The sequence below is a fragment of the Hymenobacter perfusus genome (assembly GCF_003944765.1).
Lineage (GTDB): Bacteria > Bacteroidota > Bacteroidia > Cytophagales > Hymenobacteraceae > Hymenobacter > Hymenobacter perfusus.
Genome location: NZ_RWIU01000001.1, coordinates 363,551 through 385,961, shown reverse-complemented (window position 1 = coordinate 385,961; position 22,411 = coordinate 363,551). Strand labels below are relative to the sequence as shown.

The window sequence follows — 22,411 nt, the reverse complement described above, 5'->3', positions numbered from 1 at the left end:
CTGCGTCCTCTGCGGGAATCTGGTGACGGAATCTACTTGCCTGTTACCTTAAACTCCGTGCGGCGGTTGAGCTGGCGGCCGGCCTTGGAGGCGTTGGAGGCCACTGGCTGGGTGTCGCCGTAGCCGGCGAAGGTCAGGCGGCCCTTGTCGATGCCTTTGGCTACGAGGTAATCCACCACGGCTTTAGCGCGGCGCTGCGAAAGGTCCTTGTTGTACTCGGCTTTGCCCACGTTATCGGTGTGGCCCGAAATTTCGAGGCGCAGCGCGGGCGTTTCCACCAGCAGCTTCTGCAGGCGCTCCAGCTCGTTGGTGCTTTCCTTGCGCAGTGTGGCCTTGTCGAAGTCGAAGAAGATGTTGTTGAGCACCACTTTCACGCCCACGTCCAGCTTCTTGAGCGCAATGTCCTTCACCACTTCCGAGTACGCCGCTTTGGCCGGCAGATCGAAGTTTTCGGAGTGGAACAGGTAGCCGTCCTTGCGCACCACAATGCCATAGTTCACGCCCGAGGGCAACGACACCAGGTAGCGGCCCGACTGCTCGTTGCTCTGGAAGGAGGCAATGGTCTGGTTGAGCGAGTTGTCCACCACATCGATGGTGGCCTCGATGGGCTGCTTGCTGGCTTCGTCCGTCACGATGCCCTTCAGAATGGTCACCTGGGCCGCCACAATGGCCACCGGCGGGGCCAGCAGAGTTTCCTTTACCGGCTGTACGCGGGAAGCCAGCAGCTGGTCTTCCTGGCTGAGTACGGGCGGTTTTTCGGGGCCGAGGAAGGTAATCTGGTAGATGTCCTTGGAACCCAGCCCATCATCCCGAAACGAGGAGTAGTAGCCGTGGCGGCCCGAGGCGGATATCACGAAGAACACGTCGTCGTCGGGGGTGTTGATGGGCCAGCCCAGGTTTTCCGGCGGGCTCCACTTGCCGTTTTCGAACACCGATTTAAAGATGTCGTAGCCGCCCATTGAGTTGTGGCCCTCCGAGCTGAAGTACATCGTCTTGCCATCGGGGTGGAGGAACACGCCTTCTTCGCCGTACTGGGTGTTGATGACGGAGCCTAAGTTGACCGCCTGCCCCCGGCCTTCCATTTCAATCTTGTAGATATCGCGCTGGCCCAGGCCGCCTTCCTTATCGGTCACGAAGTACAGGCTGCGCCCGTCCGGCGTGTAGGCCGCCGACGACTCGTGGGACCGGGTGTTGATGCGGGAGCCCAGTTTCTGGGGTTTGCGCCATTCCGCGCCGCGCAGGTTGGCCTCGTGCAGGTCGCCGCCGTTGTCCTCCATGTACACCAACAGGCGCTGGCCATCGGGGGAGAGGCCCACGGTGGCGTCGTGGCCCTCGGTGTTCACGCCTTCGCCCAGGTTGCGGGCATCCACCCAGCTGCCTTTGGTGGTGCGGGTGCTGGTGTAAATATCCTCCATAAAGCCGCCGGTTTCGGGGTCTTTCTGGTCGCCCGTCGAGCCCGGCCGGCGCGAGGTGAACAGGATAACCGACTCATCGGCGGTAATCACCGGGCCGTATTCGGGGTAGGGCGAGTTTACGCCGGGGCCGGCGTTGTCGATGAAGACGCGGTTGGGCCGGGCGGCCAGCTTGCGGCCGTTTTCGCACTCCCGGATTTTCTTCTGGATATCCTGGGTGAAGGCGGCCGTATTCTTGGTGCCGGTAGCGGGCGTGGCGCGCTTGTACTCTGTAATGGCTTCGTCCCACTTCCCGTTCAGGTGCAGGCCCCGGCCCAGGGCATAGTGAATGCGTGGGTCTACATCGGGGTTGAGCTGGTAGGCCTTCTGCAGGTACTCCAACGCCCGGGGCTTGAAGCCGGAGTGCAGGTAGCTCTCCCCGATTTTGAAGTTGAGCTGGGCGTTGTTGGGGTTGAACTTCTGGGCCGCCAGGTAGTGCGGCAGCGCCTGCTCGTAGCGGGGCGGGTCCAGGTCGTACGATTCGTCGCCGAGCTTGATTTCCTTGAGGGCCGCCTTCAGCCCGTCCTTGTCGTTGCCGAAACGGTCTTTGCTGAACTCCACATCCTGAGCCAGCAGGGTAGCCGGGGCACTCAGGAGCAGCAGGGCGAGTAGGTATTTATGCATGGGAATGTCGTATAGCTGTTTGGCATCCTGCGCAGAGCGTACCATAGGCAGAGCGTTCTGGCGTCGGTTCCCGCAGAGGGGCGCAGAGGAATGCGCAGAGGTACGCTGAGGTAGTTCTACTGGCAGAAGGTCCTTCGGCTGCCGCCTCAGGATGACAGGTGTCTTTGAATTACTCCGCCGCGCCGCAGCCGGAGTTGGCGGCGTGGGTATTGCCCACTTCCAGGCCCAGCTCGGCGGCTTTGCGCCAGTCCTGGCAGGCGGCATCGGGGTTGCGCAGCATTTCGCGGGCGTGGCCCCGGTTGAGGTAGGCCTCGGCGTACTGTGCGTTCAGGCTGATGGCTTTGCTGGCGTCGGATTCGGCCTTTTTGTAGTCTTCCAGCTTGAGGTAGGCGGCGGCGCGGTTGTTCCAGGCAAAGGCGTACTGCGCGTCCAACTCAATGGCCTTGGTGAGGTCGTCCACGGCTCCTTTGTAATCGGCCTGCTCGTAGCGGGCGGCGCCGCGGTTGGTGTAGGCCAACGCGTTATCTTGTTTCTGGCGCAGATAGTCGTTGTAGTCCTGGAGGGCGCCTTTCAGGTCGCCGGCGCGGCGGCGAGTGGCGGCGCGGTTCAGTAAAGCCGGCAGCAGCTCGGGCTGGAGCTTCAGGGCCTGGGTGTAATCCTGAATGGCGGCGGGCAGGTTGCCTAGCTGGCGCTGGGCGCTGCCCCGGTCGTGCCAGGCGTAGGCGTAGGCCGGGTCGGCCTTGATGGCAGCATCAAAATCGGTCTTGGCGGCCTGATAATCGGCTTTTTCGAAGCGGAGTGCGCCCCGATAGTACCAGGCCGGGGCGTAATCGGCCTTCAACTCGGCGGCTTTGCCGTAGTCCTGCTCGGCCTCGACGGGCTGCTTCAGCGCCTCTCGGGCCTGGGCCCGCCCGAAATAGGAGGTAAACGTAGTGGGGTCGAGCCTGATGGCCTGGTCGTAATCCTGCACGGCCGTGGGATACTCCTTCAGCTCGTAGCGCACGGCGGCGCGGTTGTAATAGGCCCGGGCAAAATCGGGTTTGGCGGCCAGGGCCTTGTCGAAGTCCTGCAGGGCGGCGCGGTAGCTTTTCTGGTTGAACTTGGCCACCCCGCTGTTGTAGAGCTTTTCGGCCTGCTGGGCCGGGGGCAGGGTGGAGGCCCGCACAGTATCTACCTGCGCCTGGGCCGCAGCCGAGGTCAGCAGCAGACCAATAGAGAGGATATACGTCTGGTTCATTCTATCCCGCCGGTTTCAGAGGCGCGGGATAAATGTAATTTTATTTACGGAATACGTGGCTGTTTAACGGGTTAAATGTATTTACATTGAATTTTGGCAAGATGAAATAGTAGCCTGCAATCTGGTATTCATCCCTTACTGCGCAAGCTGGCTCCGCACCATTTCCTCCCATTCGCGGCGCAGGGAGCCATTGAAAACCGACCGATTCGCCCGCCGGTACCAGTAGGCGGCGTTGCCTGCGTCGCCTTCCTGGCGGTGCAGAAAAGCGTGCAGCCAGTTGTGTAGTGCATCGTGCTCATTATCCTGGGCAATGGTGTGGGCGCGGTGCCATTCGTCGCGGCCGGCGTACCACAGGGCTTCCAGTAGGGGAGAGAGGCCGGTTGGCGGCTCGGGTTGGGTCTGGGAAGCCAGAAAATCGGCGTACTTCATGGGCGGGCAGCTAAGGAGAAGGCAGGCAGAAAAAGTCGGGGGGCAGTAAACTTCCGAGGGCCAGCCGGAGTTCTATACGCCAACTGCGGCAGTGCGGTAGTAGTTGCGTAATTTTACGCCGCCGCCCGGCATGGTGCCGCCGCAGTAGTTCATCCTAAAGCCTAGCTTTCACCTATGGCCACGTATCCCGAATACATGGTAGCCCCGATTCGCCAGGACCTCGTAGAGGCCGGTTTCGAGCAGCTCATGACCCCCGAAGAAGTAGATAGCGCCCTCAACGACCAGAGCGGAACCGTGCTGGTAGCCGTCAACTCGGTCTGCGGCTGCGCCGCCGCCAAAGCTCGTCCGGCCCTGAAAATGGCCGTTTCCAGCTCTGACAAAAAGCCCCTCAAGCTGGTAACGGTATTTGCCGGCATGGAAACCGAAGCCGTAGCCAAGGCCCGGGAGCACATGCTGCCCTACCCGCCCAGCAGCCCCTGCATTGCCCTGTTCAAAGATGGTGAGCTGGTGCACATGATTGAGCGCTACCACATCGAAGGCAACGACCTGATGCGTATCGTAAACAATTTGCAGGGTGCTTTTGAAGAATATTGCTAATTAATTGGCTTTTTCTGTAATTGAATCGTTTAACCGTTCGTAGCTACAGCTACGAACGGTTTTTCGCTTTTTAGCAGGACAGTTATACTTAGCCGCTATGTCGATGTTGACGGAGTACGGGGTGCAGTCATTGCCGTGGGACACGCAGTTCTTCGGGTTTCCGGTAGGGCGCCTGAAGGGCCGACGATTTACCGAAGCGCAGCTGCGGGAGGTTATCCGGTTGGCGCGGGAGGAAGGCTGGCGGCTGGTGTACTGGTTTGTGGAGCCCACCGACACCGTGTCGGCAGCCAGTGCCCGGGCGCTGCGCCTGCACCTCACCGACCGCAAAGCCCGCTTTGCCCGGCCAACGCCGGAAAAGCCGCCCGCTATGTCGGCGCACGTACTGCCCACCGATGAGCTGACGCCCCGGCTGCTGGAACTGGCCCGCCAAAGCGGCCACCACTCCCGGTTTCGGGTTGATCCGGTGTTCCAGGCCGGGGTGTACGAGCGGCTCTACGAGCACTGGATCCGGAGTAGCGTAATCGGCCAGACGGCCCGGCAGGTGCTCGTGTATCAACCCGTTAAGCACGATAACGCATTTGGCATGATTACGCTGGGCTATCAGACTACCCACGCCAGCATTGGGCTGCTGGCCGTGCAGCAGGGCTACCGCAGCCAGGGTATCGGCCAGCATCTGCTCAACGCGGCCATGCACTACGCCCACGCATGGCAACTGCCTGAAATTCAAGTGACCACCCAACTCGATAACCACGGAGCCTGCCGCTTCTACGAGCGGGAAGGATTCGAGCGCGTCCACGAGGAACACGTGTACCACCTGTGGCTGTAATGTTTAGAAGTGAGACTGGTAGAAGTGAGAGGTGAGACTATGTTCTGGCGTTTGAGCCGTTGAACATAGTCTCACCTCTCACTTCTACCAGTCTCACTTCTACTACCTAATTCGCTACTTCGCTCAGGAACTTGATGCGCATCAGGCGCAGGTCCTCCTCGGTGTAGTCATCGGTGCCGAGTTCTTTGAGGGCCACGGCAATGTTGTCGGTCTGGGCCGTCATGAAGTAGTCGTAGATTTCGTCCTGACGCTCCCCGTCCAGCACTCCATTAATGTAATAATCGAGGTTGAGCTTGGTACCGGAGTAGCAGATGTGCTCGATTTCCTCCATCAGCTCCCGCATATCAATGCCCTTGGAGGAAGCAATTTCCTCCAGATCCATCTTTTTGTCGATCTGCTGGATGATGTAAATCTTGATTTTCGACTTGTTGACGGCCGATTTCACCACCACGTCGGCGGCCGTCATGATGTCGTTGTCCTCCACGTACTTCTTCACCAGGTCGAGGAAGGGCTGCCCGAACTTCTGGGCTTTGCCCTGTCCCACGCCTGATACGTGGGCCAAGTCCTCCATCTTGGTGGGAAAAGTGGTGGCCATTTCCTTCAGGCTCGGGTCCTGAAACAGCACGTAGGGGGGCAGATTCTTCTGCTGGGCCACCTTTTTGCGCAGGGCCTTGAGCATGTCAAACAGGGCCTCGTCGTGGCCGGCCGCCTGCTGAACTTCTTCCTGTTCCTGTTCTTCTTTCACCTCTTCCTCGTAGTTATGGTCCTTGGTGAGCTTGATGGAATGCGGGTTCTCAATGAAGTCAATGCCCTTGGCGCTGATTTTCACCACGCCGAAGTTCTCAATATCCTTTTCCAGGTAGCCACTGAGCAACACCTGCCGCAGCAGGGAGTGCCAGAACTGCGCGTCGTGGTCTTTGCCCTGGCCGTACACCGGCAGGCGGTTGTGGCCGTAGCTTTCCACGTGCGGGTTGTTCATGCCCATGAGCACCACCCCAATGTGGTCCAGGCCGAACCGCTCGTCGGTCTGCACCACGGTTTTGAGGGCCATCAGCACTTCGTTCTTGCCCTCAAACCGCTCCTTAGGATGCTTGCAATTGTCGCAGAAGCCGCAGTCTTTCTCGAAATGCTCCCCGAAGTAGTGCAGCAGCTGCTTGCGTCGGCACACCGCCGAATCGGCGTAGTTGGCCATTTCCTGGAGCAGCAGCTTGCCGTTGTCGCGCTCCGTTACGGGCTTGTCCTTGTTGAACTTCTCCAGCTTCACGATGTCGTCGTAGCTGTAGAACATCAGGCAGTCGCCCTCCAGGCCGTCGCGGCCGCCGCGGCCGGTTTCCTGGTAGTAGCCCTCAATGCTTTTGGGGGTATCGAAGTGAATTACGAAGCGCACGTCGGGCTTGTCGATGCCCATCCCGAAGGCAATAGTGGCCACAATCACGTCGCAGTCCTCGTTTAGGAACGCATCCTGGTTGGCCATGCGTACGTGCGGGTCGAGGCCGGCGTGGTAGGGCAAAGCGCGCACGTCGTTCACCTTCAGTAGCTCGGCAATTTCTTCCACCTTCTTGCGACTCAGGCAGTACACGATACCAGCCTGGCCCTTGCGCAGCTTCACGTACTGAATCAGCTGCTTCTTGGTGTTGTGCTTGGGCCGGACCTCGTAGTACAGGTTGGTGCGGTTGAAGCTGGTCTTGAACACCGACGCCTCGTCCATCTGCAGGTTCTTCTGAATGTCGAGCTGCACCTTGGGCGTGGCCGTGGCCGTGAGGGCAATGATGGGCACCTGCACGCCCAGCCCATCAATGATGCTGCGGATTTTGCGGTACTCAGGCCGGAAGTCGTGGCCCCACTCCGAAATGCAGTGGGCCTCATCGATGGCCACGAAGCTGATGGTGGCCTTGTTGAGGAATTCGATGGTATCGTCCTTGGTCAGGCTTTCGGGGGCCACGTAGAGCAGCTTTACCTCGCCGCTGATAACGTCCTTCTTCACCCGGTTGATTTCCGATTTCGACAGCGTCGAGTTCAGAAACTGCGCATTCACCCCGAAGGCGTTAAGCTGGTCCACCTGATTTTTCATCAGGGCAATGAGGGGCGAGATGACAATGGCCGTGCCGGGCAGCACCAAGGCGGGCAGCTGATAGCACAGGCTTTTACCCGCGCCGGTAGGCATAATTACGAAGGTATTGTTACCGGCAATAACGTTCTGGATGATGGCTTCCTGCACGCCCCGGAACTGACCGTACCCAAAAACTTCCTTTAACTTGCCTTTCAAATCAGCCTCTTGCTGCACTTGTTGTTTCACGGCTGGCATGGACATCCTCACTTGCTCAATTGGGGTGATAGATTGGAGCAGCAGCACAGCAGTGTTGCTAATCTCAATCTAAGGATTTTATGGTATTCGGCACTAAGTAGTTAGGGGAAAGAATGCGGGGTTACCCGAATTTTACTCTTACGGCTCAGCTTCCTGAATACAATACCAAATTTAGATTGAAACCGCAGAACGAACTCAACAATCTTGCAAAAAAAGTGCTTCAGCTGGAAGCTGAGGCAATTCAGGGCGTAGCTGCGGCCATTGACCGTACCCCTGATTTTGCACAATGCGTAGAAGCCATTCTCTCGTTACGGGGCCGGGTGGTGGTCACGGGCATTGGGAAGAGTGCCCACATTGCGGGCAAAATGGTGGCCACGTTCAACTCCACCGGCACGCCCGCTTTGTTCATGCACGCCGCCGATGCCATTCACGGCGACCTGGGCATGATTCAGGCTGGCGACTTTGTCATTGCCATCAGCAAGTCCGGCGATACGCCCGAAATAAAGGTGCTGGTGCCGCTGCTCAAGCGCAAAGGCGTGCCCCTGGCGGCCTTGGTCAGCAACGCCGATTCCTACCTGGCCGTGCAGGCCGATTACGTGCTGCACGCCCCCGTGGAGCGCGAAGCCTGCCCCAATAACCTGGCTCCCACTACCAGCACCACCGCCGCGCTGGCCCTGGGCGATGCGCTGGCCGTATGCCTGCTGGAAAGCCGGGAGTTTTCGCGGCAGGATTTTGCCCACCTACACCCGGGTGGGATGCTGGGTAAGCAATTGTATTTAAAGGTGGGCGACCTGAGCCGACAAAACCAGCAGCCGCAGGTGTCGGATACGGCGCAGCTGAAGGAAATTATCCTGGAAATTTCGGGTAAGCGGCTTGGCGCTACGGCCGTGCTGGAAGATACTGGCGAGCTGGTGGGCATCATCACCGATGGCGACCTGCGCCGGATGCTGACTACTTACGAGGGGCGGCTGGAAACCGTGCGCGCCCGCGACATTCTCACGCCCTCCCCGGTGACCATTGATGTGGAGGATTTCGCCATGGAAGCCCTGGCCCGGATGCAGGCCCGCAATATTACCCAACTGGTAGTAACGGAACAGGGCCGGTTCAACGGCTTTATTCATCTGCACGACTTGCTGCGGGAGGGATTGGTGTAGTTGATAAGTTAAATATTTTACAAGAATTATTATATAATTAGGATTTTCCCTATTATTGCTCTGTCCATTCGTTGGCAAATTCTACTTCCGTACCTTGTTTAGGCTGGTGGTGCGGTGGTAGGTTTTTTTTGCCAGTGAGGCCGGCTTATTCATTCCTTTCTTCTCTCCCAACAACGAACTTCTGGTTCGGCTCCGATGGAACAACACACGTACCTCGTTGTAATGGCCGGTGGCATTGGCAGCCGGTTTTGGCCTTTCAGCCGCACGCACCATCCCAAGCAGTTTCACGATGTGTTGGGCCTGGGCCGCTCGATGCTCCAGCTGACGGTGGACCGTTTCCGGGGCATCTGCCCCACCGAAAACGTGTTTGTAGTCACCAACCGTGACTATATGGAGCTGGTACACCAGCACCTGCCCGAACTGCCCGCCGACCAGATCCTGGGGGAACCCATCGGGCGCAATACCGCGCCGTGCATTGCCTACGCCAGCTACCGCATTGCCCAGCGCGACCCGGAAGCCGTGATTGTGGTGACGCCCGCCGACCACGCCGTGATGCACGAGGAGAACTTCCGGGCCGCCATCCGCGTGGCTCTCGACGGTGCCCGCACCCACGATGTACTCATCACGCTCGGCATTCAGCCCTCCCGCCCCGATACCGGCTACGGCTACATTCAGTTTCTGGATGATGCCGTGAAGCCCCAGGATGTACAGACCGTACCCGGCCACGAAAACGGTACGTTCCCGGCCGGGCTGCGCAAAGTCAAGACCTTTACCGAGAAGCCTAACCTGGAACTGGCCCGCATGTTCCTCTCCAGCGGCGACTTCCTGTGGAATTCCGGCCTGTTTGTATGGCGTGCCGATGCCATAATCAAGGCCTTCCACCACTACCTTAGCGACATTGCGGAGGTGTTCGATGAGGGAGCCAGTCAGCTAGGGACTGAGCAGGAAACGACGTTCATCACCCGCGCCTACAGCCAGTGCCGCAACATCAGCATCGACTACGGGGTGATGGAAAAGGCTGATAACGTGTACGTGCTGCCCGCCGATTTCGGGTGGAGCGACCTAGGTACCTGGGATTCTTTGCATCGCATGGGCCAGCACGACGCCGACGAAAACGTGGTGGACGGCAACGCCCTACTTTACGATACCAAGGAGTGCGTCATCAAAACGCCCTCCGAGCGCCTCGTGGTAGTACAGGGCCTGGAGGGCTACATCGTGGCCGAGTACGACAACGTGCTGCTCATCTGCAAGCGCACCGAAGAGCAGCGCGTAAAAGAATTTGTGGCCGACGTAAGATCGAAAAAGGGCGTAGGGTATAATTAAGAATGTAGTAGAATGTAAAAAATGAGCTGAATGTGGATGTCCAATTTGTATCCACATTCAGCTCATTTTTTACATTCTACCACATTACTTTTTCACCAGTCGCTGGCGCAGTACCTCATACAGCATAATACCGCTGGCCACGCTTACGTTGAGGGAGCTGATTTGGCCGGCCATCGGGATGCGGAGTTTGTGGTTGGCTAGGCGCAGGTACTCGGGGCTGATGCCGTCTTCCTCCGAGCCCATGAGGATGGCCAGGGGACCAGTCAGGTCCACCGCTTCGGCTTCCAGGCTGGCATCCGATTTTTCGGTACAGGCCACAATCTGCACGCCCGACTCGCGCAGGAACGTGAGGGTTTCCTTCAGGTTGGCCTCGCGGCACACCGGAATCAGGTTCAGGGCACCGGCGGAGGTTTTCAGCGCGTCGCCGTTGATTTGGGCGGCCCCGCGGCTGGGTACCACAATGGCGTGCACGCCCAGACACTCGGCGTTACGGGCAATGGAGCCGAAGTTACGCACGTCCGTCACGCGGTCCAGCACCAGCAGGAGCGGGGTTTTGCCCTCCTCGTACAGCCCGGCCAGAATGCTGTCCAGCGGCATGTAGTCGATGGGCGACACGAAGGCCACGGCCCCCTGGTGGTTTTTGCGGGTGATGTTGTCGAGCTTCTCCACGGGCACCATCGACACGGGCACATCGGCGGCTTTGGCCAGGGCAGTAATGTCCTGGGTCATGGAGTTTTTGGTGCCGCGCAGCAGGAAAATTTTGTCTAGCGTACGGCCCGCGTTCAGGGCCTCCAGAATAGGACGCAACCCGAAAATCATGTCGATGCTACGATCCTGGGGCGGACGGTGGTACTGGCTTTTATCGGTGCGGTTGCTTTCCGAACGGTTCCCCTCCGGGCGGCCCTCGAAGCGGTTGCCTTCCGGACGGTTCCCTTCCGGGCGGTTGTTCTCAAAGCGGCCTCCTTCGGCCCGGCTTCCCTCGAAACGTCCGCCTTCGGAGCGGCCTTCGCCGTCGCGGGGGGCGGGGCGGCGGCTGGGCACGGGGCGGTTTTCGGAATCAAAAAATTGGCGGCGCTCAGTTAGCGGCCGGGCTGGGCGGTTCGTCCTTTTCTCCATTGCTCCACGGCGGCATACCAAAGTTGTTCGTACTCGGGGCGGCGCACCAGTTCATAGTTGTCGGGGGCAAAGGTACTGGGTTTGGGGCGGAAGATGAAGGTGCCGCTGCGTTCCACAGCGGAGCGGTACACCCACCGCTCCTCGCCATTGGCCCGATATACGCTTTCCGGCGGCCCCAGCACCAGATACAGCAGGCCCCGGTCGGTGAGCCAGCCGGCTTTATGGGCCGAAAAAAGTTGACTGGCTTCGGAAACCCGGCCGTAATAGGTGCGGATAAGCTGGCGAGCCAGGGGCTGGCTGTTACCCGCCACGGTCAGCCAGAACTGGTCCACGGCCTTCTTAGGGTCGGGGGCGTCAAACAGCTGTTTGCGTTCCTGGGAAGTGGTCAGGTATGTAAGCGGGGCAATTAGCTCATCGGCAGTAACCAGCTCCGGGAAGCGGTTTTCCTCTACCAGCAGGCCCGCCCGCACCGGACTGCCGCCAACCCGTAACAGGTACAACCCGGCCGGCAACCGGAGTAATTCATCGGCCCGAAACTGTGCCGAGTCCTGGGAGCTGAGGCGGCGGGGCTGCGGGCCCAGGGCCCCGGCGGCGGCCATGGGCGGGGCGGCCGGCACCGAGCTTAGCGGGTAGCGGTAGGCCGTCAGCCGCTGGTCGGGGCCGTAGGCACTCACACCAAATACCTCCCGGGCATGCACGTAGCGGCGCATTAGCGGCTGACTGAGGGAATCGATGAGAATAAACGAGCGGCCCAGGTGCTCGGCCGTCAGGGGTAGCCAGGCCGCGTCGCCGCTCACGGCCTCCTCGGCCGGCCCGAGGGCCATGCTCAGCACCAGCCCGGCCCGCAGGCGGCTGATGGGCAGGCAGAAATCAGCGCGGGCGCCGGCACCCTCGGGTTGCAGCCGCCGGCGGAGCTGGCGCACGGTATCCTGCCACAGCGGCCGGCGGGCATCGTAGCCGGCCCAGCCCACCACGTGCAGCGGAAAGCCCCGGCGGAGCAGGTTGCGGTCAGTAAACCGCAGGTACACCCGCAGGCTGTCGCCCTCCCGGCGCGTGTCCACCAGAATGCGCCGGCCGGGCCGGTACTGCGTGGCAAAGTCGCGGCGCGGGTCAGCGGAAAGCGGGCTGCTCAGGCCGAAAAGCAGCAGGAGTAGCAGGAGTAGGTGATTTTTCACGGGCGCGGTGGGTTCAATTGGTAAGGAACAGCATCTGGCGTCCGCCTGCGAAGAGCTGTATCACGTTGGATTACATCTGAACAAGTTGTTCTAACGTGATAAGGTCCTTCTTAGACACAGGATGACATACGTACTTACGAAAAAAGCCGGCCCCGTTTCCGGAGCCGGCTTCCTGGGCGGCAAAAATCGTGCAGCTTACCGTTGCTGATAATACTGTTGCAGTAGCGCAATAGCGCGGGTGGCACGCTTCTGGTCGCCGATGGCCTCGGCGGCGCGGCCGATGCTGTTGAGCCCCAGCAGGTAGGTCTGGAACTCCTGGTCAAACAATGCCTGGTTGTGGGTGCTGTAGTAAGCCAGAGCCCGCTCGGCTCGGCCGGTCATGGTATCCATGATTTCGTTGGCGCGCTGCTGCTCGCCCACGGCCACCAGCGCCGGAATGAACTGCGGTACGTAATAATCATAGGGCACGGCCTTGTCGGGCATCACCTCGAAGCACTTATCGATTACCTGCTTGGCGCGGGCTTTGTCGCCGGAGGCCAGCAAAGCATCGGCTAGGCGCGAGAATTTGTCGCGGTAGTTGGCCGGAAAGCGCAGGTTGTTCTCGTCGTAGAAGATGTTGGCGTTGTCAAGGCCCCGATACGCGAATTTGTTCATCAGCTTATCGTACATCAGGTCTTTGGCAATGTAGCCTTCCTCCGAGCCGCCTTTGGGGTCGAAGTTCGGATCCCTGGCGGGCAGAATGCGGTAGGCCATGCCTTCAAGCTGGAAGTAGGGCTGCAGGCCCATGAAGTCGCGCGAGTCCACGGTGCTGCTGAAGTACACCGGCCGCTGCCAGTTGTTGGTGGCCAGAATATCCAGAATCACCAGGCTTTTCTTCTCGATGGCGCTTTTGCCCACCTGCCACTCCATTCGCGGCACCAGCTGCTTGCGGCGGTCGGCCGGCAAAATCCCCGATTTGGCCACGGCCGCCGTGTCGATCGGCAGGAAGAAGTTGCGGGTTGGAAAGGAGAGCAAAGACTTCGAGCCATCGCCGTAGCTCACCTGCAACAAGGGGCTGTTCTGGTTCACCAGCTGCATGAATTCCTTCACGTTCACCTCCTTCACCGAGGGGTTTTCGGCGTAGGGCAAGTAGTCGTTGGTGCCTTGCTTATAGTTGCCGTTCTGCATCGAAATCGGTAGCGGCTGCGACTTGTAGGAGCGGCGCTTCATCTGGTCGATGTACCAGTCGGTGTTCAGGTAGCTGAGCACGGCCACGCGCACGTCGGTGCGGATGCCTTCCACTTCTTGGGCGTACCAGAGCGGGAAGGTGTCGTTGTCGCCGTTGGTGAACAGGATGGCGTTCGGGGCGCAGCTGTTGAGCAGGTTTTTAGCCGAGTCGATGGAGTTGTAGCGGTCCGAGCGGTTGTGGTCGTCCCAGCCCTGCGTCACCATCAGGCCCGGTACCACCAGGCCCAGGGCCGATACCACGCCGGCCCGCGCTGTGTCCGACTTCACCACTTTCTCCAGCAGTTCCGCCAACGCCAGCACGCCCAGCCCAATCCAGATGGCGAAGGCGAAGGTGGCCCCCGCGAAGGTGTAGTCCCGCTCGCGAGGCTCGATGGGCGGCTGGTTGAGGTAAAGCACGATGGCCAGACCTGTGAACAGGAACAGCAGGCCCACGATAAAGGCGTTGCGGCCGTCGCGGCGGACGTGGAAGAACAGGCCCAGCACGCCCAGCAGCAGGGGCAAAGCGAAGAAGGCGTTGCGGGCCGGGCTGTCGGCTACCCGCTCGGGCAGACCCGCGCCGTTGCCGCTGCCCCACAGAATGCCGGACTGCTGAATGTCGCCCTCGCGGCCCACGTAGTTCCACATGAAGTAGCGCCAGAACATGTGGCCCATCTGGTACTTGAACAGGAACGAGAGGTTCTGGCCCATAGTAGGCTTCACGCCATCCTGAATATCCACCCACTTCTTGTAGTTGTACATGTGCAGCGGATCGGAGCTGTACAGGCGCGGGAGCAGCATTTTGTCCTCGGGATTGTACTGCAGCACCGGGCGGTACTCGGCCACCACGTACTTGTCGCCCTGGCGCACGTAGCGCGGGGCGCCATCCTCCTGGGCAATGGGCTGGGCGTTGAACTGCGGGCCGTAGAGCAGCGGACGGTCGCCGTACTGCTCACGCTTCAGGTAGCTCACGAAGGACAGCACATCCTCCGGGTTGTTTTCGTTGATGGTGGGGTGGTAAGAGCTGCGGATGGGCACAATCAGGTAGCTCGAATAGCCAATCAGAATGAACACGAAGCTCAGCATCACGGTATTCAGCAGCCGGCTGCGGCGCTGGAACGAGAGGCGGAACCCGAACCAGATAAGGCCCACGAACAGCAGCAGGAAAAACACGAGGCCCGAGTTGAACGGCAGCCCGGTGGCATTCACAATACCCACCTCAAACGCGCCCGCCAGCGTGGGCAGACCCGGGATAATGCCGGCCAGAATCAGGCCCACAATCACGCTGCTCACCACCAGCGTAATGATGCCGCCCACGGTAGTAGGGTTTTGGGTGCGGCGGTAATAGTAGATGAAGCCCAGGGCCGGAATGGCCAGCAGGTTCAGCAAGTGGACCCCGATGCTGAGGCCGATAACGTAGGCAATAAGCACCAGCCAGCGGTCCGAATCGGCCTCGTCGGCGCGATTTTCCCACTTCAGCATCAGCCACACCACGGCCGCCGTACACAACGACGACATGGCGTACACCTCAGCCTCGCCGGCGTTAAACCAGAACGAATCGGAAAAGGCGTAAGCCAGGGCGCCCACGGCGCCGGCGCCCAGAATCAGCAGGCTCTGGCCGAAGGTGGGTTCCAGAGCCCGGTCGTCGTGCAGGCCGGGGCGGTTCAGCACAAGCTTTTTGGCCAGCATGGTGATGATCCAGAACAGGAACAGCACCGTGAACGAGGAGCTCAGGGCCGACAGCGTGTTCACCAGCACCGATACCTTGGTCACGTCGCCGAAGCTCAGCAGGGAGAACAGCCGGCCCAGCAGCAGGAAGGTAGGCGCGCCCGGGGGGTGGGGCACCAGTAGCTTGTAGGAGCAGGCAATGAACTCGCCGCAGTCCCAGAACGAAGCCGTGGGCTCTAGCGTGAGCAGGTAGGTGAGGGTGGCAATGGCAAATACCAGCCAGCCAACGAGGTTATTCAGGCTTTTGTAACTCCGCATAAGGTGGGTAAGTGAGGCCGACCACAGCCGGCCCGCGGCTGAACGACGGGGAAAAAGTCCGGGAAAGAAGTCAGTGAAAGGTCAAAAATAGAGAATAAGTACTGAGACGCGCCGCACTTAATCAACCAACGCCCACGCCGGCCTCAACCAACTCGCGCATTCCACCGCCTTACCCAGCGGCCGGAGTACAAAAAAGCCTCCGCCGGTAGGGGCAGAGGCTTTCAGGAATGCAGGCGGCAAGCAGTGCTAGTTCTGCAACAGCAGGCGTTTGGTGGAGAGTACTTTATCGTTTTGCACCAGGCTGTAGAAATACATGCCGGCCGGCAGATCGGACAAGTTCAGGTTCATGCCGCCGTCAGCCGCTTCGGGGCGCACCGCCACCATGCGCACTTCCCGCCCGATGATGTTGCTCAGGCGCAGCTTGTAATCGGTGTTCAACGTGAGCTGACTGACCGAAAACGTCACCAGCCCTTTCGAAGGGTTCGGGAAAATGGTGAACGACGGGGCCAGCGTGCGGGCCGTGAGGGTAGGCGTGGTGCCCAGCCCGATGTGCTGCCGGGGCGTATCCTGCACCGGGCGGCTCACAGTAGCCGTGGCGTGGGTGCGGCCCTGCCCACGTAGGGTGAGGGTAGCCGCCAGCGCGGAAAGCTGCACCGATAACAGTGCCAGCACCAGAATAAAGCGAGTAGAGAGTTTCATGGAGGAAGAGGAAAGCAGCAGCGGAAAAGAGAAACAAGACCAGCCTCGTTGCCAAGATAGACAAGTTAGGCTCGGCATTATGTCTGACCAAGACGAGACGATGAAGAGACAATCATCGTGCCCGTTCGGAAAGCAGTTACCGGACAGATGCCGATTCAGACGTTTCCGTTGCATCAAGGTTTAAACGAAGACTGCTTCCGTAATTCTCAGACCAGGTATCTGATTTCTTTCAGATCAAAGTAGTGAAGCTGCCCCGCCGCAGCCAGGGCCAGCCGGCCCGCTTCATCTACGCCCACAATCTGTCCCCGAAAAGTATGACCTTCTGCTTCGTACGTGTGTTCTTCCTGAAACCGGTAGAGTACCCGCAGATACTCCGCACGCAAATTCCCGACCCGGCCCGCCCGCAGCTGGAGGTAGCGCCGCTCCAGGCTTTCGAGTAGCCGGGCGGCCAGCGTGGGCAAATCGTAGGCCCGGCCGGTGAGTTGCGCAAGGGAAGTGGCCGTGGCAACTCCAAATTCCCGCTGGTTCACATTCAGGCCAATACCTACAATGCTGTGCTGAATCTTTGTCCCGCTGAGCGTGTTCTCAATCAGAATTCCCCCCAGCTTCCGGTTGCCGAAAAAAATATCGTTCGGCCACTTTACCCGCAGCTGGTCGTCGGGGCCGAGCAGCATTATCAGCCAGTCGTGCACGGCCAGCGCCACGACTTGGCTCAGCAGAAACTGGTCGGCGGCGGGCAGAAACGCCGGCCGCCACACCACCGACAGCGTCAGGTTTTCACCGGGCGCGGCTTCCCATTGGTTGCCACGTTGGCCGCGTCCGGCGGTCTGTTTGTCGGTAATGACGCAACAGCCATCCGTGGCCCGGTTTTGGCCAACCAGTTGCTGCGCTTCTGTGTTAGTAGAAGCGCATTCGGGCAGCCAGACAAGCTGTTGGCCCGTGAAGAGCGTTTGGGGGGAGAGTGCCTCCACGTGTTTTTCGTACTTTGTGACGTTCAAACCTAACAATACCCTATGAAAAGTACCCTGGTCCGGCAGGATTCGGACAAGTTGGCAGATGTAGTAGTGCGCGGCATGCAGGAGAAGAAGGCCGCTGACATCGTGGTGCTCAACCTCAAAGAACTCAAAAATGCCGTTGCGGATTATTTCATCATCTGCTCGGCTTCTTCCGATACCCAGATTGAAGCCATTGCGCGCTCCGTTGAAGAAGAAGTAGAAAAGCTCACCGGCCAGAACCCCTGGCAGACTGAAGGCCGCATGAACCGCGAATGGGTGCTGCTGGATTACGTGGACGTAGTAGTGCATGTATTCCTGCGGGACCGTCGGCAGTTCTACGCGCTGGAGGAACTGTGGGGTGATGCCGAAATTACGCACATAGCCGAAGAAGAAACTCCGGCAGTCGTAAAGTAAACTGCAGCCGTTAGCGTCTTCCTGAAGGCAGGTGGGCACGCCAACAAACGCGCAGTTGGCGTGTTCCGCCTTTGTTTTTTGTTCTAGCAACCTCAATACATGTCTGATACGACGCCCAAAAAGAAGAAACCTACGCTGCCGAGCCCTGCTCCCCGGCCAGGTATGCAGCTTTGGGTGCTCACGGGACTGGTGGTGCTCATCCTTGGGATGGTGTACCTCTCGCGTGGCAACCCTCTGATTGATATCACGCAGCAGCGCTTCGAGCAGATGCTCGTGAGCGGTGATGTGCGGGACGTTACCCTGCTGGCCAACGAGCGGCAGGTAGAAGTTACCCTGAAGCCTGAAGCCACCAAAAAAGCGCCCTACAACGCCGAGCTAAGCCGTCGTGGACCCTTGGCTACCGAGCAAGGCGCGCAATACGGTTTTCGGGTAGTTGACGGTAAAACCTTCAAGGAAGACCTTGATAAGGTGCAGGCAGCCCAGCCGGCCGATCAGCGGGTAGGCCTGAAGGTAACTGACCGCACCGGTTACGGCGACTACATTCCCACGCTGGGCCTGATGATTCTGCTGTTTGCCGGTTTCTGGCTGCTCATGCGCCGCATGGGTGGAGCCGGTGGACCTGGGGGCCAGATTTTCAACATTGGCAAGTCGCGCGCCGCGCTGTTTGAGGGCGGTGATAAAGTGAAGATAACTTTCAAAGATGTAGCCGGTCTGGAGGAAGCCAAGGAAGAAGTACAGGAGATTGTGGAGTTCCTCAAGAACCCCTCGAAATTCACGGTTCTCGGCGGTAAAATCCCGAAAGGCGCGTTGCTGGTAGGTCCTCCCGGTACGGGCAAAACTTTGCTGGCCAAAGCCGTAGCCGGCGAAGCCGACGTGCCGTTCTTCTCGCTGTCGGGTTCCGACTTCGTGGAAATGTTCGTGGGCGTTGGCGCCGCCCGGGTACGCGACCTGTTCAAACAGGCCAAAGCCAAGGCGCCCTGCATCATCTTCATCGACGAAATTGACGCCATCGGCCGTAGCCGCAGCAAAGGCAACATGCCCGGCGGCAACGACGAGCGGGAAAACACGCTCAACTCGCTGCTGGTGGAAATGGACGGCTTCGGTACCGATTCCGGCGTAATCATTCTGGCCGCTACCAACCGCCCCGATACGCTCGACTCGGCGCTGCTGCGTCCCGGTCGCTTTGACCGGCAGGTCAGCATTGACAAGCCCGATATCAACGGCCGGACCCAGATCTTCAACGTGCACTTAAAGCCGCTGACCCTGGGCCCCGATGTGGAAGCCAAGAAGCTGGCTGCCCAGACGCCCGGCTTCGCTGGTGCTGAAATTGCCAACGTCTGCAACGAAGCCGCCCTTATTGCCGCTCGCCGTGACAAGAAGATGGTGACCATGCAGGACTTCACTGATGCGGTGGACCGGGTAATTGGTGGTCTGGAGAAAAAGAACAAAATCATCAGCCCCGGTGAAAAGCGCATTGTGGCTTACCACGAGGCCGGCCACGCCATTGCCGGCTGGTTCCTGGAACATGCCGACCCGTTGGTGAAAGTGAGCATTGTACCGCGAGGCGTTGCCGCGCTGGGCTATGCGCAGTACCTGCCCCGGGAGCAGTTTCTCTACAACACCGAGCAGCTTATGGACGAAATGTGCATGACGCTGGGTGGCCGAGCGGCCGAGGATATTGTATTCGGCAAGGTTTCAACCGGTGCCTTATCTGATCTGGAGCGCATCACGAAAGTGGCTTACAGCATCGTGACGATGTACGGGATGAATGCCAAGCTCGGCAACGTGTCGTTCTACGACTCGAAAGGGCAGAACGAATACGGTTTTACCAAGCCCTATTCGGAAGCTACTTCGCAGATGATTGACGAAGAAGTACGCACCATCATCGAGCAGGCTTATATCCGCACCAAAGAACTGCTGACCGAGCGTCGGCACGAGTTGGAAGTAGTGGCCAAAGAGCTGCTGGAAAAGGAAATTCTGCAACAGGAAGATCTGGTGCGGCTGGTAGGTAAGCGGCCTTTCGACAGCCAGACTACCTATCAGGCCCACATGGCGGGCACTGACCGCTCGGAAACCCTGAGCGAGCGGAAGCAGGAGCACCCCGGAGTTCCTCTGGGCAACGACCTGCCCAGCCTGAATCTTCCCGGCGTAGATGATAATAGCACTCCTCCAACCGGTGGGCCCTCTGAGCCTAGCGGCTCAGCAGTAACGCCAGTATAGTCCGAGCAGCTAACTAACATCTAGCAAAGCAGAAAAGTCAGCCCATTTTAGGCTGACTTTTCTGCTTTGTGGCATTACCTTATGGCGGGTTCCGTAACCCCGCTCGAAACTTTCTACCTTTGCTGCCATGTCGGATACCTCGCGTGATATTGTGCTGCGCCGCATTCGGGAGTCGTTGCGGCAACCGTCGCCGCTGTCGGCCCGGCCCGATTTTTCGGCCCCTTTGCATCCCCGCCCGGCCGCTACCGATGACTTAGCCGTGGCTTTTGCCCAGAGCTTTGTACGGGTAGGAGGAGTTTTCTTCTTCTGCGAAACGGCAGAGCATTTTTATGACCAGCTGTTTGCCTACAAGCAGGAAAAAGGCCTGGAGAATCTGTACGTGTGGGAGCCGGAGCTGAAAAAGCTGCTGCATGACGGTAATATCGGGTTCCAGAGTGATGAAACGAACTTCTTGGAGCACGCTGATGCCAGCCTGACGACCTGCGAAGCCCTCGTGGCGCGCACGGGCAGCGTGCTGGTAGCCGCTGCCACCGGTAGTGGCCGCCGCCTCAGCATTTACCCCGATCAGCACTTGGTACTGGCCCGCACTTCGCAGATAGTGACCGACATCGGAGACGGCCTGAAGCTGCTGCAGGAGAAATACGGAGCCGATAAACTGCCATCTATGGTGTCCCTGACCACGGGTCCCAGTCGCACGGCTGATATTGAAAAAACGTTGGTGCTCGGTGCGCATGGCCCGCGCAGCATCGTGTTGTTTTTGCTGGATGACGCGCCCGCCGCAACTACCTGACCTCGCTCTGCCGCCCGGCCGCCGGGTGTATTTTGCTTCCGATTTTCACCTCGGAGCTCCCGATGCCGCCAGCTCGCTGGAACGGGAACGGCGCATTGTGCGCTGGCTGACCGAAGCGGCCCGGGATGCCGCTGCCATCTACCTGCTCGGTGATATTTTCGACTTCTGGTTCGAGTATCGCCATGCCATTCCGCGCGGGTTTATTCGGCTGCAAGGCAAGCTGGCGGAACTGACCGACGCAGGCATTCCTGTTATTTTCTTTACCGGTAACCACGATATGTGGATGTTCGACTACTTCACCAAGGAGCTGAACATTCCCATTCTGCGGCATCCGGTGAGCCAGCGCATTGGCGGCCATCAGTTTCACATCGGCCACGGCGACGGCCTGGGCCCCGGCGACCATACCTACAAGCTGCTGAAGCGGTTATTTGCTTCGCCAGTAGCGCAATGGCTGTTCGCACGTTTGCATCCGAACCTGGGAATTGGCATTGCCAACCGCTGGAGCCAGCGCAGCCGCCTGCAAAATGGCGCGGCCGATGAGCAGTACTTCGGCGAAGATGAATGGCTGCTAACGTATTGCCGCGAAGTAGAGCAGCAGTTTCCGCACGAGTACTACGTGTTTGGGCACCGGCATTTACCGCTTGATGTGGAAGTAGTTCCCGGCAGCCGTTACGTGAACCTCGGCGAGTGGGTCAATTATTGCTCCTACGGCGTGTATGACGGGAAGCAGCTCGCATTGCAGCACTATGAGCAGTAACAAGGAAAACGCGCAGCGGCCCACGATGCGGGGTGCCAGCCTGCTACACCGCTGCCGGACTGGCTGCTCGGCGTTGTTTCTGACGTGCTACGCGGCAACTGCCCCGGCCCAGACCACCGCGCCAGCGGCTGGTTCCGTAGCCCCGGCCAGCCAGGCGGCCCCGGTGCTCACCGTACCCGTCGATACGAAAGTGCCGGCCGGTACCTGGCAATTGGTACGTACCATCAAGCTCCCCCAGCCCGGCGCGGCTTCCCTGGACCGACGCGGCAACCTGTACGTCACCGATGGGCAGAACAATGTGCATCAGTACGGGCCCGATGGTCAGCCGCTGAATACGTACTCGCCGGCCCTGCCGGGCCATACCATGCAGGTAGAGGCGTGGAATACGGCGAAAGTGCTGGTATTTTATGATGACCGCCAGCAGGTGGTATTGCTGGACCGGTTTCTGGCCCCCATATCTGAGCTGGCCCTGGCCGATTACCTCGACGGGCAGGCCCGCTTGGTAACGCTGGCCCCCGATGACCGGTACTGGCTCCTGAACGAGTCGGACCTGACCCTGCGGCAGTTCGATGGGCAGCAGAAGCGCTTCACCATCACCACGCCCCTGGATTTGCTTATCGGCCGCTCCCGGCCCGATTTCCGGTTTCTGCGCGAGTACCAGAACAACCTGTATCTGGTAGACCGGGTCGGCGGCGTGTATGTGTTCGACAACCTGGGAAATTACCGTAAAAAGCTGCCGTTTGTGGGACTATCCTACGTGGGCTTTCGGGGGGATGAACTGTATTACCTGGCGGCCGATGGCCTGCACTTCTTTCAGCTGTATACCCTGACTGACCGCCTGGTGCCGCTACCGGTTGCGGAGCAGGTGCAGCAGGTGCTGGTGAGCGAACAATACGCGTACGTGCTGTTGGCAACCGGGGTGCAGGTGTACAAAATGTAGGCCGTTAGCATTCTTTGTGAAATCTTTGAACAGGAAAAAGTGGCCTTTCTGGCGTGACAGTGCTGGTTTTTCTCTCATAAAGCAGAACGGTGGGCGGGAAGCTGAGCTATAACTCCCCCGGGTAGTGTGCGTTGGAAGAAGCAGTATCGGCAGTGCCGGTGCGCTGTTCC

Annotated in this window: 18 protein-coding genes; 9 read left to right on the top strand and 9 right to left on the bottom strand. The window is 59.5% G+C overall.

Translation table 11 applies throughout. The features are described from left to right. Nucleotides 1–32: 32 nt before the first annotated feature. From EI293_RS01630 to EI293_RS01620, 3 genes are all read right to left on the bottom strand, one after another. Nucleotides 33–2,120 carry an OmpA family protein gene (locus tag EI293_RS01630; RefSeq protein WP_125435087.1) on the bottom strand — a complete coding sequence of 696 codons (2,088 nt, stop codon included), beginning with the start codon at nucleotides 2,118–2,120 and terminating at the stop codon, nucleotides 33–35. A 124-nt stretch (nucleotides 2,121–2,244) separates the two neighbouring features. Then, a complete protein-coding gene (locus EI293_RS01625) occupies nucleotides 2,245–3,312 on the bottom strand; it encodes a tetratricopeptide repeat protein (RefSeq protein WP_125435085.1) in 1,068 nt (355 codons plus the stop codon). 135 nt (nucleotides 3,313–3,447) lie between these two features. Beyond that, nucleotides 3,448–3,741 (bottom strand): hypothetical protein, encoded by a 294-nt coding sequence (locus tag EI293_RS01620; RefSeq protein ID WP_125435083.1) that lies wholly within the window; start codon nucleotides 3,739–3,741, stop codon nucleotides 3,448–3,450. A 174-nt stretch (nucleotides 3,742–3,915) separates the two neighbouring features. Here EI293_RS01620 and EI293_RS01615 point away from each other — a divergent pair, with 174 nt between their 5' ends. Beyond that, entirely contained in the window at nucleotides 3,916–4,338 is a 423-nt protein-coding gene (locus tag EI293_RS01615; RefSeq protein ID WP_044003115.1) for a BrxA/BrxB family bacilliredoxin, read from the top strand. Between the two features lie 97 nt (nucleotides 4,339–4,435). Further along, nucleotides 4,436–5,164, top strand: coding sequence for a GNAT family N-acetyltransferase (locus EI293_RS01610; RefSeq protein ID WP_125435081.1), 729 nt, complete (start codon nucleotides 4,436–4,438; stop codon nucleotides 5,162–5,164). 106 nt (nucleotides 5,165–5,270) lie between these two features. On the opposite strand, the gene recQ is transcribed toward EI293_RS01610, so the two are convergent. Continuing rightward, nucleotides 5,271–7,469 (bottom strand): DNA helicase RecQ, encoded by a 2,199-nt coding sequence (gene recQ / locus EI293_RS01605; RefSeq protein WP_125436234.1) that lies wholly within the window; start codon nucleotides 7,467–7,469, stop codon nucleotides 5,271–5,273. Between the two features lie 176 nt (nucleotides 7,470–7,645). Here recQ and EI293_RS01600 point away from each other — a divergent pair, with 176 nt between their 5' ends. Next, on the top strand, nucleotides 7,646–8,623 hold the full coding sequence (locus EI293_RS01600) for a KpsF/GutQ family sugar-phosphate isomerase (RefSeq protein ID WP_394343388.1): 978 nt from the start codon (nucleotides 7,646–7,648) through the stop codon (nucleotides 8,621–8,623). 195 nt (nucleotides 8,624–8,818) lie between these two features. Next, on the top strand, nucleotides 8,819–9,946 hold the full coding sequence (locus EI293_RS01595) for a mannose-1-phosphate guanylyltransferase (protein WP_125435077.1): 1,128 nt from the start codon (nucleotides 8,819–8,821) through the stop codon (nucleotides 9,944–9,946). 84 nt (nucleotides 9,947–10,030) lie between these two features. Here EI293_RS01595 and rlmB read toward each other — a convergent pair whose 3' ends face one another. From rlmB to EI293_RS01570, 5 genes are all read right to left on the bottom strand, one after another. Next, on the bottom strand, nucleotides 10,031–10,987 hold the full coding sequence (gene rlmB / locus EI293_RS01590; protein ID WP_211339460.1) for a 23S rRNA (guanosine(2251)-2'-O)-methyltransferase RlmB: 957 nt from the start codon (nucleotides 10,985–10,987) through the stop codon (nucleotides 10,031–10,033). A gap of 38 nt (nucleotides 10,988–11,025) precedes the next feature. Continuing rightward, nucleotides 11,026–12,237, bottom strand: a complete 1,212-nt coding sequence (locus tag EI293_RS01585) for a GWxTD domain-containing protein (protein ID WP_125435075.1) — start codon at nucleotides 12,235–12,237, stop codon at nucleotides 11,026–11,028. Between the two features lie 195 nt (nucleotides 12,238–12,432). Beyond that, a complete protein-coding gene (locus tag EI293_RS01580; RefSeq protein WP_125435073.1) occupies nucleotides 12,433–15,426 on the bottom strand; it encodes a glycosyltransferase family 117 protein in 2,994 nt (997 codons plus the stop codon). Between the two features lie 246 nt (nucleotides 15,427–15,672). Then, the gene (locus EI293_RS01575) at nucleotides 15,673–16,125 is read right to left on the bottom strand and encodes a T9SS type A sorting domain-containing protein (protein WP_170170196.1); all 453 of its coding nucleotides are present in this window, start codon (nucleotides 16,123–16,125) and stop codon (nucleotides 15,673–15,675) included. A 206-nt stretch (nucleotides 16,126–16,331) separates the two neighbouring features. Further along, nucleotides 16,332–17,096: a biotin--[acetyl-CoA-carboxylase] ligase gene (locus EI293_RS01570; protein ID WP_246010501.1), complete on the bottom strand. Its 765-nt coding sequence runs from the start codon at nucleotides 17,094–17,096 to the stop codon at nucleotides 16,332–16,334. 42 nt (nucleotides 17,097–17,138) lie between these two features. Here EI293_RS01570 and rsfS point away from each other — a divergent pair, with 42 nt between their 5' ends. From rsfS to EI293_RS01545, 5 genes are all read left to right on the top strand, one after another. After that, a complete protein-coding gene (gene rsfS, locus EI293_RS01565) occupies nucleotides 17,139–17,534 on the top strand; it encodes a ribosome silencing factor (RefSeq protein ID WP_125435067.1) in 396 nt (131 codons plus the stop codon). A 99-nt stretch (nucleotides 17,535–17,633) separates the two neighbouring features. Further along, the gene (gene ftsH / locus EI293_RS01560) at nucleotides 17,634–19,754 is read left to right on the top strand and encodes an ATP-dependent zinc metalloprotease FtsH (RefSeq protein WP_125435065.1); all 2,121 of its coding nucleotides are present in this window, start codon (nucleotides 17,634–17,636) and stop codon (nucleotides 19,752–19,754) included. A 127-nt stretch (nucleotides 19,755–19,881) separates the two neighbouring features. After that, a complete protein-coding gene (locus EI293_RS01555; RefSeq protein ID WP_125435063.1) occupies nucleotides 19,882–20,544 on the top strand; it encodes a LutC/YkgG family protein in 663 nt (220 codons plus the stop codon). Continuing rightward, nucleotides 20,519–21,301: a UDP-2,3-diacylglucosamine diphosphatase gene (locus EI293_RS01550; protein ID WP_125435061.1), complete on the top strand. Its 783-nt coding sequence runs from the start codon at nucleotides 20,519–20,521 to the stop codon at nucleotides 21,299–21,301. Before EI293_RS01555 ends, EI293_RS01550 begins: the two co-directional genes overlap by 26 nt. Further along, nucleotides 21,291–22,241: a hypothetical protein gene (locus EI293_RS01545; protein ID WP_125435059.1), complete on the top strand. Its 951-nt coding sequence runs from the start codon at nucleotides 21,291–21,293 to the stop codon at nucleotides 22,239–22,241. The genes EI293_RS01550 and EI293_RS01545 overlap by 11 nt, the downstream gene beginning before the upstream one ends. Nucleotides 22,242–22,411: the final 170 nt, after the last annotated feature.